The sequence below is a fragment of the Pararhodobacter marinus genome, assembly GCF_003122215.1.
GTDB classification, from domain to species: domain Bacteria; phylum Pseudomonadota; class Alphaproteobacteria; order Rhodobacterales; family Rhodobacteraceae; genus Pararhodobacter; species Pararhodobacter marinus.
Genome location: NZ_QEYD01000010.1, coordinates 95,426 through 108,737, shown reverse-complemented (window position 1 = coordinate 108,737; position 13,312 = coordinate 95,426). Strand labels below are relative to the sequence as shown.

Genomic DNA, 13,312 nt, shown 5'->3' with positions numbered 1-13,312 from the left:
CCGAGCATGTGGCTGATCCCCTTCATCTTCGTGCTGCTCCTGCTCAGCGGCACGGCCTTTGCCTATCTCATGGGCGCGGTTTCGATCCTGTCCTTCGTGATGGCGGACAAGACGCAGTTCCTGTCGATCCTGCCGCAACGCGTCTTCGCGCAGCTCGATGTCTTCGCCTTCATGGCGATGCCGCTCTTCATCCTGACGGCCGAGATCATGACCCGCGCAGGCGTGACCCGCAGCCTGATCGATTTCGCGCTCTCCATCGTCGGCCGCTTCCGGGGCGGGCTGGGGCATGTGAACATCCTGACCAGCGTGTTCTTCGCCGGCATCTCGGGCTCGGCCATCGCCGACAGCGCGGCCCTGTCGCGTACCTTCGTCCCCGAGATGGTCGAGCGCGGCTACAATCCCTACTACGCCGGGGCGATCACCGCGGCCTCGTCGATGATCGGCCCCATCATTCCGCCATCCATCATCATGATCCTCTATGGCGGCCTGACCGGCGCCTCGGTCGCGGCGCTGTTCGCCGCCGGGATCGTGCCGGGCATCCTGCTGGCGGTTGCCTTGATGGTGCTCAACGCAGTCATGGCGCGCATCGGTAACCATCCCGGTGGCACCGCGGCGACGGTTCCGTCCTTCTGGCCCAGCCTGCGCCGGGCGGCGCCGGCCTTGCTGTTGCCGGTGGTGATCCTCGGGTCCCTTGTGCTGGGACTTGCAACGCCCACCGAGGGGTCTGCCATTGCCGTCCTGTTCGCGTTGATCGCGGGCCAGTTCTATACCGGCCTGTCACGGCGCATGCTGTTCGACGCGCTCGAAGCGACGGCGCGCCTGACGGGAACGATCTTCATCATTCTCGCGGCGATCTCCGTCCTGGGGTTCCTGGCCGGGCAGATGGGCTGGTCGCAAGCGCTGGCCGATTGGGTCGACTCGATCGGTCTCACCGGCACGCGCTACCTGTTCTTCCTGGTCGGTATCTTCCTGATCGCCGGCATGTTCATGGACACGCCCGTCGCCCTGACGCTGCTGATCCCGCTCTTCGTGCCGCAGGCGCTGGCGCAGGGGGTGGATCCGGTGCATCTGGGGATCGTGTTGTGCTTCAACCTTTGCGTCGGGCTGATCACGCCGCCGCTTGGCAAGTGCCTGGTGGTGGTCGCGGCGCTGACCGGGCTCAATTACTGGCGCATGGCGCTGGCCGCGCTGCCCTTCATCGCCGTCCAGCTGCTGCTGCTTCTGGCGCTGGCCTATTGGCCGGAACTCAGCCTTGCCGTGCCGCGTCTGGCCGGCTTTTCCGTCAACTGACAGGCTTCATGGGAGGAGAAGAAATGACATTGAAAGCCCTAGCCCTCGCGGCGCTTATGGCCTCGGCGACATCGGCCGCGGCCGAGGTGAAAATCGCGCTCGATACCGCGCCGGACCTTGCGACCTCGGGTTCCTACAACTGGGCGGCGGCCTTTGGCGCGGCGCTGACCGAGGCCGGGTTCGAGGTGCGCGAGATGCCGCGCGGCTCGGTCGGCAACGAAGCCGAGATGTTCGACCAGGTCACCACGGGCCTTCTGGAAATCTCGCTCTCGGACATCCGGTCGGTGGCGCAGGTCGATCCCTTCATCTACGGTATCCGCCTGCCCTATCTCTTTGACGATGCCGCGCACATGCAACGCGCCCTCCAAGAGGGCGGCGTGTTCGAGCGGGTGAACGCGGCGCTGGGGACGCAGGAAGCCCTCCTGCTGGCGGTGGTACCGCTGGGTCCGTCCTCGGGCATCATCACCACCGATACCGCGGTGCGCTCTCCCGCGGACATGGCCAGCCTGCGCATGCGCGCCCTCGATGACGCGCAGATCGCGATGTACGAGGCCTGGGGCAGCAGCGGCACCATCGTGCCTTGGGGAGAGGTCCCCGCCGGGCTTCAGACCGGGGTGATCGACGGCTATCTGAATTCGCCCTTCGTGCCGATCATGTTCGGCCAGACGGATTTCGTGCGGAACTTCTCGGACGCCGGGGTGATCATTCCGGCCCGTGCGGTGCTGGCCTCGCGCCAGTGGTACGAGGAGCTCAGCGATGACGAGCGCGCTGCCGTGGATGCCGCGGTCGAAGCCGCCGATGCCGCCACCGCGGCCTGGCTGGCCGAAGTCGCCGAGACCTCGCTGACCGCGCTGGAGGAGGCGGGCGTCACGGTGCAGCGCCTGACTGACGAGGAAAGGGACGCCTTCCGCGAACGCTCGCTGGCGGTCTATGACTCGGATCTCATGCCGTCGGACGACGTGGCGCGCTGGCAGGACATCGCCGCCGCGAGCCGCTGATACCATCGGCGCGCCCCGCCGTCGCGGGGCGTGCCGGATCCTCCGGAGGAAAAGCCATGCGCAAATTCGTGCTCGGCCTGAGCAATGCCCTCGATACCCTTGCCCGCTCCGTCGCCGTGGCGGCCGTTGCGGGCATGTTCGTTACCGTGATGATTCAGGTCATCGCGCGCTATGGCTTCGCCTCGCCTCCGGTCTGGACCGAAGACGTCGCGCGTTACATGATGGTCTGGACGGGCCTTCTGGGCGCCACGCTGTCCTTCAAGACCCGCTCGGATGCCGTGCTGATGACCAGCGTCTTTCCCGCGCGCCCGCATTGGCTGGGGCTTCTGGCCGAAGCGATCCACAGCGCCGCGGTGCTGACCTTCGTGCTGCCCGTGGTCTATTTCTGCTTCGTCGGGCTGCGCGGCGGCTTTGCCCGCGGCTATCTCGCGCGGCAGGCGGCGCTGACCATGGACACGCTGGGCATTGCCATGGTCTGGGTCGCCTCGGTGGTGCCCATTGCGATGATCATCATCCTGATCCACCTTGCCGCGCGCTGGGCCGAAGTCCCTGCACCGGCACAAGCCGAGCCGCAGACAAGCCTCGACTAGGCCTTTGGCCCCCAGCTCTGTTGGTGCGGTCGTTTCTCACGAAACGATGGAAACCTTGCGCGATGGGTTCAGGTCGCCGCCGGGGTCGCTATTGCGCAAGGCTGCGGGCGATGACCAGGCGCTGGATGTCGCTGGTGCCTTCGTAGATCTGGCAGACGCGGACATCGCGCCAGATACGCTCGACCGGGAAGTCGCGGGTATAGCCGTAGCCGCCGAAGGTCTGGATCGCCGCCGAGGCCACGCGCTCGGCCATTTCCGACGCGAACAGCTTCGCCATCGAGGCCGCTTCCAGCGCGGGCTGCCCCGCATCCTTCAGCGCGGCGGCATGCAGCACCATCTGGCGCCCGGCTTCGACCTGCGTCGCCATATCGGCCAGCCGGAAGGCGACGGCCTGATGGTCCATCAGCGTCTTGCCCATGCTCTCGCGTTCCCTGGCATAGGCGACCGCCGCCTCCAGCGCGGCGCGGGCCATGCCCACGGATTGCGCGGCAATACCGATGCGCCCGCCTTCGAGGTTCGACAGCGCGATGCGGTAGCCCTGGCCTTCCTCGCCCAGAAGCGCTTCGGCGGGCAGTTTCAGATCCTCCAGCGCGATCTGCGCGGTATCGGACAGATGCTGGCCCGTCTTCTTCTCGATCGAGGCGACGCGCCAGCCTTCGGTTTTCGTCGGCACGATGAAGGCCGAGATGCCCTTCTTGCCCGCTTCGGGATCGGTGACGGCGAAGACGATCGCGATATCGGCATTCTTGCCCGAGGTGATGAACTGCTTCACCCCGTTCAGCACCCAGCCGTCATTGGTACGCGTCGCGCGGGTTCTCAGCGCCGAAGCGTCGGAGCCCGCATGCGGTTCGGTCAGGCAGAAGGCACCCAGCAGCGCTCCCTCGGCCATCGGCTGCAGATACTCCTGCTTCTGCGCCTCGGTTCCGAAGCGCAGGATCGGCACGCAGCCGACCGAGTTATGCACCGACATGATGGTCGAGATCGCGCCGTTGCCCGCAGCGATTTCTTCCAGCGCGCAGGCATAGGCCACGGCATCGGTCATCGCGCCGCCGAAGCTTTCGGGCACCAGCATCCCCATAAGCCCCAGTGCGCCCATCTCGGCAATCACCGCGCGGGGGAATTCGCCGGTCTCGTCCCAATGGGCCGAGTTCGGGGCCAGCCGTTCAGCGGCAAAGCGCCGGGCCATGTCGCGGATCATGGTCTGATCGTCGTTCAGGATCATCGGCGTCTCCTCCAATCGGCCCGGTTCGGCAGACATGCGTCTTGCCGCTCCGTTGATACCGACCCCGAAACGAACGGTGCAACCGTCTTCATCGAACCGCCGGGGTTTCCGTTACGGTTCGGCGTGCCACAATTCGATGAAGACATGGTCGGGATCGCCGGCAGGCGCGAAGGCGGTGCCGAACAGCATCATATCGGCAAGCCCCGCCCACGGCCCTTCCGACACTTCCAGCTGCGCCCGCGTCCGGCCGTGATAGCTGCCATCCGCTTGCGGCACCATGCGCCCGGCATTGTGGACCATCACCAGCGTGCCGTCCGTCAACGCCATCAGGTAGCGCGCCTCGACCTCGTAGGTGCCGTCGGGCAGGCGGCGCGCGAAATCCGCGCCGCCGGGCAGCAGGCGCGCGGTCCAGCCCGCCCCGGCCGCCTCGCCGCCGGTGATGGGGAACAGCGCGCGCCCGTGGCCCCGCGTCGTGTCGAACTCGGTCGGCTCCGCGATATCTGCCCGGATCGCGCAGACCCGTCGCAGGCGCGGCATGCCCGGCGACAAGGGCGCGCCCAGACGGGTGATGTCAGGGCATTCATGCGTCATGGGTGATACGTCCGTCGCAGATCGTCAGCGCGATGCCCATCTGCGCGATCCGGTCATGCGGCGTCGCTTCGATATCGCCCGACAGAACGGTCAGATCGGCCTTCATCCCTGCGCGCAGGGTGCCGGTTTCCGTCTCCATGAAGCCGACATAGGCCCCGTTGCGCGTATAGGCGGCCAGCACGTCATGCAGTTCCAGCCGCTGATCGGGCAGGCCGTCGATCCAGTTTTCGCGCATCATGGCGGCCTGGATGCCCGCCAGCGGCGAAATCGGCACGATGGGCCAGTCCGACGAGAACGCCACCACGGCGCCGGCGTCGTGCAGGTCCCGCCAGACATAGGCCTGCCGCGCCCTGTCCGGGCCGATGCCCGCGGTCGTGCCGCTTTCGCCCTGCGGCGCATGGGGCGGCTGCATCGAGGCGACGACGCCCAGTTTCGCCAGCCGCGGCACGTCCTCGGGCGCGATCATCTCGATATGCTCGATCCGGTTGCGCCGGTCGCGCGGGCCGTTCGCCTGCGCCGCCGCCTCGTAACCGTCAAGCGCCAGCCGCACCGCCGCGTCGCCGATGGCATGCACCGCGATCTGCAGGCCCCGGCGGTCGGCTTCGGTCGCGGCGGCCAGAAACGCCTCGCGGGTGAACAGCGTTTCGCCGCGATGACCGGGACGGTTGGCATAGGGGGCAAGCATCGCGGCGGTGCCGCTTTCGATCACCCCGTCGAGGAACATCTTCACATAGCCCGAGCTGAGCGTCAGCCCGGTGAAATCGCGCGTCATGGCGCTGGCCCGGTCCAGTTCGGACAGATCCATCTCGGGCGTCAGGTGAAAGGGCACCCGGACCCGCGCGATCAGGTCGCCCTCGGTCTCGATCTCGCGCAGGACCTCGAGCATGTAGCGGTTGCCGTCCATGTTGTGCATCGCGGTGATGCCATGACGGGCCGCATGGCGCAGGCCCAGCTTCAGGAAGGCGCGGTCATCAGCGCGCTCCTTGTCGCTCGGCGGCACGGGCGGTTCGATGCCCGACATGCCCAGCATTTCGCGCCCGCCGGTCGTGCGCAGGTCCAGAACCGGCAGGAAGGCGTGTTTCTCGTGCAATTCCCCGGTGGCCAACCCGTCCTTGCCCATCACTACCTCGTTCCCGGGCGGCAGGGCGCGACCCTGCAAAAGACCCGCGGCTTTCAGCGCGGCGGTGTTGGCAAAGGCCGAATGGAAATCATAGGCCATGACGATCAGCGGGCGGTCGGGACAGATCGCGTCCAGCGTGTGACGATCCAGCATCCGGTCGGGACCCAGCAGCGCGTAATCCGCCCCCTGTCCGAAAAGAAGCGGGGTATCGGGATTGGCGGCGGCGAATCCGTCGACCGCGCGCTTGAGCGCGTCGAAACCCTTTACCCCGGCCAGTTGCAGAAGCGTTTCGCCATACGCGCCCGAAAACAGGTGCAGATGCGATTCGACGAAGCCGGGAAGCAGCGTTGCGCCGCCCGCGTCGCGACGCCGGGTGTCGGGGCCGGCCAGGGCGCGGATGTCGTCGTTCCTGCCCACGGCTAGGATCCGGTCGCCCGCGATGGCGATGGCCTCGGCGCGCGGATTGTCCGGATCCATGGTCAGGATGCGGGCATTGGTCAGGATGAGGTCAGCGTCCATCGGGGGCTCCGGATCTGCGAAGGCGGGGAGAGGCCAGGCTTTCGTCGTCGAAAACCAGCGAAAGGACCGGCAGCACGCGCCGTGCCACCAGCGCGTCATGCTGCGCGATCGTCATCCCCGGATCGGTGATCAGGCTGATGAAACAGGGCATCCACAGATCGTGCAGCATGGTGGCAAGGTCATGCGGATCCAGCGGCGCGCCCTGCCGGGTTGTCAGCGCGTAGGCACCCAGCGAGGCGGCGATCGACTCGACCAGCAGGGTTTCGATCTGCCGATAGGTATTCGACAGCTCGGTATGGGGGTGGCGGATGATCGAGGCTTCGGCATAGCGCCACACCCGCTTCGGGGCGACGTCCAGCGTCTGCGACGAGATCCGCGAGAACAGCGCCCGGACGACATCGGGCAGGGACACGCCTTCGGGGCGGGGCAGGCGGGTTTCGTTGTCGCGTCCGCGCCGGGCGCCTTCGTCGATGATCGCCATCAGGAGCCCGTCCTTGGACCCGAAATAGTTGAACACCGTCGGCACCGACACGTCACAGGCTTCGGCGATGTCGGCCATCGTCGTCGCGTCGACCCCCTTGTTGCCGAACAGCGTCGTCGCGGCCGCGATCAACGCGTCGCGCCGGCGTGCCTTTTTCCGGTCCCGCAGGCTTTCAGCGGCAATGTCAGCAGCCATTCTTACCATCGTTTTTTAGTCTGATAAAAAATTTGTATTGACTAAATAAACTTTGTCAATAGCGTTGCCGAAACCAGAGACGAATGGACTCCGATGCTGGAAATTAAGTCCCTATCCAAGACTTTCGGGGCCGGTGTGGCCGCCTATCACGCCCTCCGGTCGGTGGATGTCACCGTCGCGGAAGGCGAGTTCTTCACGCTGCTCGGCCCCTCGGGATGCGGCAAGACGACCCTGTTGCGGCTGATCGCCGGGTTCGAGCAGCCCACGGGCGGCCAACTGGTGCTCGACGGGCAGGACATCGCCGCCATCCCGCCCAGTCGCCGCCCGGTGAACACCGTTTTCCAGAGCTACGCGCTGTTCCCGCACATGACCGTGGCGCAGAACGTGGCCTTCGGGCTCGAGGCGCGCGGCACGGCGCCGGGGGATGTCGCCCGGCGGGTCGACGAGATGCTGCAGCTGGTGCAGATGGATCACCTGCGCGACCGCAAGAGCGCCGCGCTGTCGGGCGGGCAGCAACAGCGCGTGGCGCTGGCGCGGGCGCTGGCGCCGCGGCCCCGGATCCTGCTGCTCGACGAGCCGCTATCGGCGCTGGACCTGAAACTGCGCAAGGAGATGCAGGCCGAGCTGAAGCGGCTTCAGCGCGAGATGGGCCTGACCTTCATCTTCGTCACCCACGATCAGGACGAGGCGCTGACCATGTCCGACCGGATCGCGGTGATGGAGGGCGGGCGCCTGCAGCAGGTGGCGACCCCGCGCGACCTGTACGATCACCCGGCGAATCGCTTCGTGGCGGGTTTCATCGGCGAGACGAATTTCCTGCCCGGCCGGGCGGCGGAGGGCCAGCTCCGTCTCGACGGCTTCGCCCCTGTCGCGCTGGCCGAGGCCAAAGCCGTCAACGGGGCCGTCACGGTGATGATCCGACCTGAACACATCATCGTCGGGCGGGAAGCGCCGGATTGCGTGCAGACAAGCGGCCAGATCGACGAGCTGGTTTTCTTCGGCACCGACACCCATGTGAAGCTGACGCTGCCGGGCGGCGCCAGCCTGACCGCCCGTGCGCAGAACAGCCTGCATTCGGCAACCGACCTGAACCCGGGGCAGACCGTGCCCCTGTCGTTGCCTTACGACGCCCTGCGCATCCTGCCCGACGAGGCCGCGCATGCTGTCTGAGGCTTCCAACGGCGAGGCGCTGCTGCGGCGCGCCGAGACGCGCCGGCGCTGGTCGCTGGCGATGCCCGCCCTGATCGTGATCGCGCTGTTCTCGATCCTGCCGCTGGCGGTGATGGTCGTCTATTCGTTCCTCACGCCGGGCACCTACGGCAATGTCGTGTGGCAATTCTCGCTCGACGGCTGGTTCTCGGTCGTGTTCGAGCGCGACCTGTTCGACGACACGCTGGGGCTTGCCGACGCGCATCTGTCGATCCTTGGCCGCTCGGCGCTGCTTGCGCTGGCGACCACGGGGCTGACCATGCTGTTCGGCCTGCCGACCGCCTGGTTCATCGCGACCCGGCCCGTGGCGACGCGCGCCTATTGGATGTTCCTGATCACCGTGCCGTTCTGGACCAACCTTCTGGTCCGCACCATCGCCATCCAGGAAGTGATCCGCGCCGACGGCACGATCAACCGGCTGCTGCTGGGCCTGGGCGTGATCGACGCGCCAATCCAGATGATGTTCACCAATGGCGCGGTGCTGCTGGGCATGACCTATGTCTATCTGCCGCTCATGGTTCTGCCGGTCTACGCGGCGATCGAGAAATTCGATTTCCGGCTCGCCGAAGCGGCTTACGATCTTCATGCTTCGCGCTTCTATTGCCTGCGCCGGGTGATCTTTCCGCTGATCCGCCCCGGTATCGTTGCCGGGTCGATCCTGGTCTTCATTCCCGCGCTCGGGGCCTATGTCACGCCGCGGCTGATGGGCGGCGGCCGGGCGATGATGTGGGGCAACCTGATCGACCTGCAATTCGGGCAGGGCCGTAACTGGCCGCTGGGCGCCGCGCTGTCGGTGTCGCTGACGCTGCTGGTGATGATCGCGCTTGTCCTGAGCGTCCGGCGCTTTGCCGGCGGAGGGCGGTCGGATGTCTAAGCGCAAGTTCTCCGTCCGGCATGTGCCCGGTGCCGCGCCGATCGCGATCGTCACCTTCGTGGCGCTCTACGCGCCGGTTCTGATCCTGATCGCCAACGCCTTCAATGCCGGGCCGGTGATCGGCCGGTGGGAAGGCTTCTCGGGGCGGTGGTTCGTCGCGGCGATCGGGAACGACGCCTTTCGCAATGCCGCTCTCAACTCGCTGATCGTGGCCGCGCTGGCCGCGTTGATCTCGACCTCGCTGGCGACGATGGCGGCGCTTGCCATCACGCGGGGGCGGCGGCTCAGGGGCGAGGGTGGCATCTTCGTCGTGCTGAACCAGCCACTTCTGGTCCCCGAGATCGTGCTGGCCATCGCGCTGATGATCGTGCTGGCGCAGATCAAGCAGGCGACCGGCTATCACGGCCTGGGTTACCTGATCGTCGCGCATTCGACCTTCTGCATTCCCTTCGCCTTCATGCCGATCCGCGCGCGGCTCGAAGGCATGGACCTGACGCTGGAAACGGCGGCGATGGACCTCTATGCGGGCCGTTTCTACACGTTCCGGCGGGTCACGCTGCCCTTGCTCGCGCCGGGCATCCTCGCCGGGTTCATGCTGGCCTTCGTGGTGTCGCTCGACAATGTCGTCGTCAGCAGCTTCGTCAAATCGCCCGGGCAGGAAACGCTGCCCACCTACCTGATGGGCGAATTGCGCCGCAATCTCAGCTCGGAAATCTACGCCATCTCGGCCCTTCTTCTGTTTGCCAGCGTGACCGTCGTCGCGGCCTCGTGGCTCATTACCAGACGCAAACCGTAACCCACCAAGCCTTGACCAACCAAGAAACGGTCCAACAACGGAGACATAGACATGAAACGGAACGCCTGTTTTCTGGGGACGGCCGCGGTCGCGGCGCTGATGGCCCAGGGCGCCCTGGCCGAAGGGCAGCTCAACATCTACAATTTCGGGCTCTACACGCCGCCCGAGTTGCTGGAACGCTTTTCCGAAGCCTATGACGTCGAGGTATCGCTGACCGAGTTCGCGGCGAACGAAGAGGCCATCGCGCGGATTCAGGCGGGCGGTCACGGGCTCGACGTGGTGCTGGTCAGCGGGTATTTCATCCCCGCCTATCTCGATCAGGGGCTGCTGATGGAAAGCCGTCCGAACGAAATGGAGAATTTCGGCAATATCGCCCCGGAATGGGCGTCGATCACCGGCGATCCCGAGCGCGCCTATACCGTTCCCTGGGTCTGGGGGACGACGGGGGTGATGGTGAATACCGGCCTTTATGACGGCGATATCAACACCGCCGCCATCTTCCTCGACCCGCCCGAGGCGCTTCGGGGCACGATCAATCTGGTGCCGTCGATGAACGATGTGATCGACATGACGCTGCGCTATATCGGTGCCGAGCCCTGCACCAGCGACCGCGAGGCGCTGAGCGCCGCGCGCGATCTGCTCACCTCGGCCCGCGAGCACTGGGCCTCGATCGACTACGCGTCGTTCGAGAAATTCGTCAACGAGGATCTCAACGCCTCGGTCTTCTGGAGCGGCGCGGCCGGGCGTATCCGCGAGGCCAATCCCGACTTTGCCTATGGCTGGCCGGAAACCGGCTATATCCAGTGGATGGACAATATGGCGATCCTGGCGGATGCGACCAATGTCGAGAACGCGCGCCTGTTTCTGAACTTCATCATGGACCCGGAAAATGCTGCGCTGATCTCGAATTACACGCGCTATGGAAACGGGATTTCGGGGTCCGACGCGTATATGGATGCGGGGCTTCTGGACTCGCCCGAGCTGCAGGTGCCCGAAGCGCTGCAAGGCGCCGCGATCGATCAGCAACTCTGCGCGCCCGAGGTGCAAGAGCTTTATACCCGGATCTGGACCGAGCTCACGCGCTGACCCATGGATCCCCGCCGCCGGCTGAGGCGGCGGGGGTCGGCTTGTGGGACGGGGCCCGCTTCCTGATCGGGTCCCGTTTTGTCCGGGGCTTTCCCTGACCGCCGTATCGGCGGGCGCCCTCGGCCTTCGCCGGCAACTTGCGGTTTTCCTGTCGGCTGGATCCTGTCCACCGTCGGCCGAGGCGCGGAGCTTTCGTTGTCCGACATGGCAAGGATACCTGCTCATAACGCGTCTCAGTGAACTACGAGATCGGCATGCAAGGCGCCGGCGGCGTTGATCGTGTTCAGGATGTCGATCATGTCACGCGGCCCGACCCCCAGCGCGTTCAGGCCCGCGACCACTTGCGCGAGGGACGTTCCGCCCTGCAACTCGGCCAGCCCGATACCGGGTTCGGGCGCGATCTGGGCATTCGTTCGCGGCACCACGACCGTCTCTCCCGGAGAGAAGGGGTTGGGCTGGATCGCCTGCGGCGTCTCGTCGACCCGTAGCGTCAGCCCCCCCTGCGCCACGGCCACCCGGCTGATGCGCACGTCTTCGCCCATCACGATCGTTCCCGACCGCTGGTCGATCACGACCCGCGCACGGGTTCCGGGCGCGATGGGAAGATTTTCGATCCGGCTCAGGGCGTGGGCGGCGGTCGGCGCCCGGGTCGCGGCAATGTCGAGAACCACGGTGCCGGCATCCTGCATTGCCGCGACCGCCTGTCCGAAATGCGCGTTGATGGCCCTTTCGATATGCAGCGCCGTGGTGAAATCCGCCTGCCTCAGCGCAAGCCTCACCCGCGACAGCGACGCGAGCTGGAAGTCGACTTCGCGCTCGACCCGTGCCCCGCCGGGGATCGTGCCCGAGGTTGGCACGCCTTCGACCACCTGGGCGGCATCGCCGCGCGCGGCCACCCCGCCGGCGATTACCGCCCCTTGCGCCACGGCATAGATCTGGCCATCCGCGCCGTTCAGCGGGGTCATCACCAGCGTGCCGCCGAACAGCGAGTTCGCATCGCCGATCGCCGAGACGGTCACGTCGATCCGGGATCCCGTTCGCGCAAAAGCCGGCAGTGTGGCAGTGACCAGCACCGCCGCGACGTTGCGCGGGCGGAATTGCTCGCCCGTGACATTGACGCCCAGCCGTTCCAGGATGTTCGTCATGATGTCTTCGGTGAAAGGCGCGTTGCGCAATCCGTCGCCGGTTCCGTCCAGTCCGACGACCAGCCCGTAGCCGATCAGATCGTTCCCGCGCACGCCATCGAATTCCACCAGATCCTTCAGCCGGATCTGCGCGCTGGCGGTGTGGCAGGCGAGCGCCAGGAACAAGCCGAGCCAGAGCGCGATCCGCATCAGAGATACTCCGTCAGCGACAGCCGCGCGGTTCTGGCGGTGAAGGCATAAAGCGTTTCGAGCCGCGCCTGCACGACTTCCAGCTGTCCCGCCACCTCGTAGGGGTCGGCGCCGATCAGGGACTGGCGGGCCAGCCGCAGCGTGTCGCGTTCGCCCACGAGCCGGGCTGAGACGTCTTCCAGCTGCGCCTGCGTGTGACCCAGATCACCCTGAAGGATGGCCGTGCCGGCGGCGCTGGCCATCAGGGTTTCGGAACCCGCGCGCGCGAGGGCGCGGCGCTGGCCCTCCGACAGGCTCAGGCTGTCCGACCCCGCCAGCGCCGATATCACCAGCCCGGCCATGACCTGGCGCAGGGCCGGGTCGGCGGCGGTGGGCAGCGCGTCGGCCGTCACGCCGCGATCGATCGCGGGCCCTGTCGCCGGCGCGCCGCCCAGGTAGAGCGTGCTTTCGAAGATGCCGCCGGGATCCATGAAGGCCGACATCACGCGGGCGGCGATGTCGTCGGTGCTGGACCAGCCGGCAAGCGACGGGAGGATGGCGCCGATCATCGTCCCGGCATCGGGCAGCGGCGGCGTGTCGCTTGCGATGCCCGAGAACACCGCCCTGCCGGCGAAGCGCTGGCCAAGGGCGGCGCTCAGATCGTCGAGCGCCCCTTCCGCGGCGCCGGCGGCTGCGCGGAGGGTCGGGATCGCGGTTCCGTCCGACGAGACCGCGAGCATGCGCGATGCCGTATCCGAGGCACTGTCCGCGACACGCTGAAGGATGGCTTGCGCGAGGTCGGCGGCGCCGGAGGCGAGCGCGTTGGTTTCCAGGAAGGCTCCGATGCCGGTCAACCGGGAGTCAATCGCGTTGAGCGGAGACAGGTCGCCGTTGAGGACCTTCTCCGGTCTTGCCACCTGGCCCGTCGTCAGTTCCGTCCCCAGACGCGAGACATGATCGCGAAGGGTGACGGCGTTGCGGTTCAGTTGAAAGGGCAGCGCAAGACTGCCGAGGGATAGCCAGGTCAT

At 66.7% G+C, this 13,312-nt stretch carries 13 protein-coding genes; 7 read left to right on the top strand and 6 right to left on the bottom strand.

Features of this window, described 5'->3' with window-relative positions:
* The first annotated feature begins 6 nt into the window (after positions 1–6).
* From C4N9_RS16160 to C4N9_RS16150, 3 genes are read left to right on the top strand one after another with little or no spacing between them, the layout of a single operon-like run.
* A complete protein-coding gene (locus C4N9_RS16160) occupies positions 7–1,290 on the top strand; it encodes a TRAP transporter large permease (protein WP_109534385.1) in 1,284 nt (427 codons plus the stop codon).
* A gap of 23 nt (positions 1,291–1,313) precedes the next feature.
* Entirely contained in the window at positions 1,314–2,288 is a 975-nt protein-coding gene (locus C4N9_RS16155) for a TRAP transporter substrate-binding protein (RefSeq protein WP_109534384.1), read from the top strand.
* 56 nt (positions 2,289–2,344) lie between these two features.
* A complete protein-coding gene (locus C4N9_RS16150; RefSeq protein WP_109534383.1) occupies positions 2,345–2,878 on the top strand; it encodes a TRAP transporter small permease in 534 nt (177 codons plus the stop codon).
* Positions 2,879–2,966: 88 nt separating this feature from the next.
* Here C4N9_RS16150 and C4N9_RS16145 read toward each other — a convergent pair whose 3' ends face one another.
* From C4N9_RS16145 to C4N9_RS16130, 4 genes are all read right to left on the bottom strand, one after another.
* Positions 2,967–4,100 carry an acyl-CoA dehydrogenase family protein gene (locus tag C4N9_RS16145; RefSeq protein ID WP_109534382.1) on the bottom strand — a complete coding sequence of 378 codons (1,134 nt, stop codon included), beginning with the start codon at positions 4,098–4,100 and terminating at the stop codon, positions 2,967–2,969.
* A 111-nt stretch (positions 4,101–4,211) separates the two neighbouring features.
* Entirely contained in the window at positions 4,212–4,691 is a 480-nt protein-coding gene (locus C4N9_RS16140) for a DUF3237 family protein (protein WP_210404059.1), read from the bottom strand.
* Positions 4,681–6,330: an amidohydrolase gene (locus tag C4N9_RS16135; protein ID WP_109534381.1), complete on the bottom strand. Its 1,650-nt coding sequence runs from the start codon at positions 6,328–6,330 to the stop codon at positions 4,681–4,683. The genes C4N9_RS16140 and C4N9_RS16135 overlap by 11 nt, the downstream gene beginning before the upstream one ends.
* The gene (locus C4N9_RS16130; protein ID WP_168192261.1) at positions 6,320–7,006 is read right to left on the bottom strand and encodes a TetR/AcrR family transcriptional regulator; all 687 of its coding nucleotides are present in this window, start codon (positions 7,004–7,006) and stop codon (positions 6,320–6,322) included. The genes C4N9_RS16135 and C4N9_RS16130 overlap by 11 nt, the downstream gene beginning before the upstream one ends.
* A 93-nt stretch (positions 7,007–7,099) precedes the next feature.
* Here C4N9_RS16130 and C4N9_RS16125 point away from each other — a divergent pair, with 93 nt between their 5' ends.
* From C4N9_RS16125 to C4N9_RS16110, 4 genes are read left to right on the top strand one after another with little or no spacing between them, the layout of a single operon-like run.
* Positions 7,100–8,176 carry an ABC transporter ATP-binding protein gene (locus C4N9_RS16125; protein WP_109534379.1) on the top strand — a complete coding sequence of 359 codons (1,077 nt, stop codon included), beginning with the start codon at positions 7,100–7,102 and terminating at the stop codon, positions 8,174–8,176.
* The gene (locus tag C4N9_RS16120; RefSeq protein ID WP_109534378.1) at positions 8,166–9,089 is read left to right on the top strand and encodes an ABC transporter permease; all 924 of its coding nucleotides are present in this window, start codon (positions 8,166–8,168) and stop codon (positions 9,087–9,089) included. The genes C4N9_RS16125 and C4N9_RS16120 overlap by 11 nt, the downstream gene beginning before the upstream one ends.
* Positions 9,082–9,885, top strand: a complete 804-nt coding sequence (locus tag C4N9_RS16115; RefSeq protein WP_109534377.1) for an ABC transporter permease — start codon at positions 9,082–9,084, stop codon at positions 9,883–9,885. Before C4N9_RS16120 ends, C4N9_RS16115 begins: the two co-directional genes overlap by 8 nt.
* A gap of 51 nt (positions 9,886–9,936) precedes the next feature.
* The gene (locus C4N9_RS16110; RefSeq protein ID WP_210404058.1) at positions 9,937–10,971 is read left to right on the top strand and encodes an extracellular solute-binding protein; all 1,035 of its coding nucleotides are present in this window, start codon (positions 9,937–9,939) and stop codon (positions 10,969–10,971) included.
* Positions 10,972–11,204: 233 nt separating this feature from the next.
* Here the strand turns inward: C4N9_RS16110 and C4N9_RS16105 are convergent, their stop codons facing one another.
* Both C4N9_RS16105 and C4N9_RS16100 read right to left on the bottom strand, forming a co-directional pair.
* Positions 11,205–12,305, bottom strand: a complete 1,101-nt coding sequence (locus C4N9_RS16105; protein WP_109534376.1) for a flagellar basal body P-ring protein FlgI — start codon at positions 12,303–12,305, stop codon at positions 11,205–11,207.
* Positions 12,305–13,312, bottom strand: a complete 1,008-nt coding sequence (locus C4N9_RS16100) for a flagellin (RefSeq protein WP_109534375.1) — start codon at positions 13,310–13,312, stop codon at positions 12,305–12,307. Before C4N9_RS16100 ends, C4N9_RS16105 begins: the two co-directional genes overlap by 1 nt.

Bases quoted from the DNA above. Each gene is read 5' to 3' on its own strand.
- C4N9_RS16160 (WP_109534385.1), top strand. From the start codon at position 7: ATGTGGCTGATCCCCTTCATCTTCGTGCTGCTCCTGCTCAGCGGCACG.
- C4N9_RS16155 (WP_109534384.1), top strand. From the start codon at position 1,314: ATGACATTGAAAGCCCTAGCCCTCGCGGCGCTTATGGCCTCGGCGACA.
- C4N9_RS16150 (WP_109534383.1), top strand. From the start codon at position 2,345: ATGCGCAAATTCGTGCTCGGCCTGAGCAATGCCCTCGATACCCTTGCC.
- C4N9_RS16145 (WP_109534382.1), bottom strand. From the start codon at position 4,100: ATGATCCTGAACGACGATCAGACCATGATCCGCGACATGGCCCGGCGC.
- C4N9_RS16140 (WP_210404059.1), bottom strand. From the start codon at position 4,691: ATGACGCATGAATGCCCTGACATCACCCGTCTGGGCGCGCCCTTGTCG.
- C4N9_RS16135 (WP_109534381.1), bottom strand. From the start codon at position 6,330: ATGGACGCTGACCTCATCCTGACCAATGCCCGCATCCTGACCATGGAT.
- C4N9_RS16130 (WP_168192261.1), bottom strand. From the start codon at position 7,006: ATGGCTGCTGACATTGCCGCTGAAAGCCTGCGGGACCGGAAAAAGGCA.
- C4N9_RS16125 (WP_109534379.1), top strand. From the start codon at position 7,100: ATGCTGGAAATTAAGTCCCTATCCAAGACTTTCGGGGCCGGTGTGGCC.
- C4N9_RS16120 (WP_109534378.1), top strand. From the start codon at position 8,166: ATGCTGTCTGAGGCTTCCAACGGCGAGGCGCTGCTGCGGCGCGCCGAG.
- C4N9_RS16115 (WP_109534377.1), top strand. From the start codon at position 9,082: ATGTCTAAGCGCAAGTTCTCCGTCCGGCATGTGCCCGGTGCCGCGCCG.
- C4N9_RS16110 (WP_210404058.1), top strand. From the start codon at position 9,937: ATGAAACGGAACGCCTGTTTTCTGGGGACGGCCGCGGTCGCGGCGCTG.
- C4N9_RS16105 (WP_109534376.1), bottom strand. From the start codon at position 12,305: ATGCGGATCGCGCTCTGGCTCGGCTTGTTCCTGGCGCTCGCCTGCCAC.
- C4N9_RS16100 (WP_109534375.1), bottom strand. From the start codon at position 13,312: ATGACCTGGCTATCCCTCGGCAGTCTTGCGCTGCCCTTTCAACTGAAC.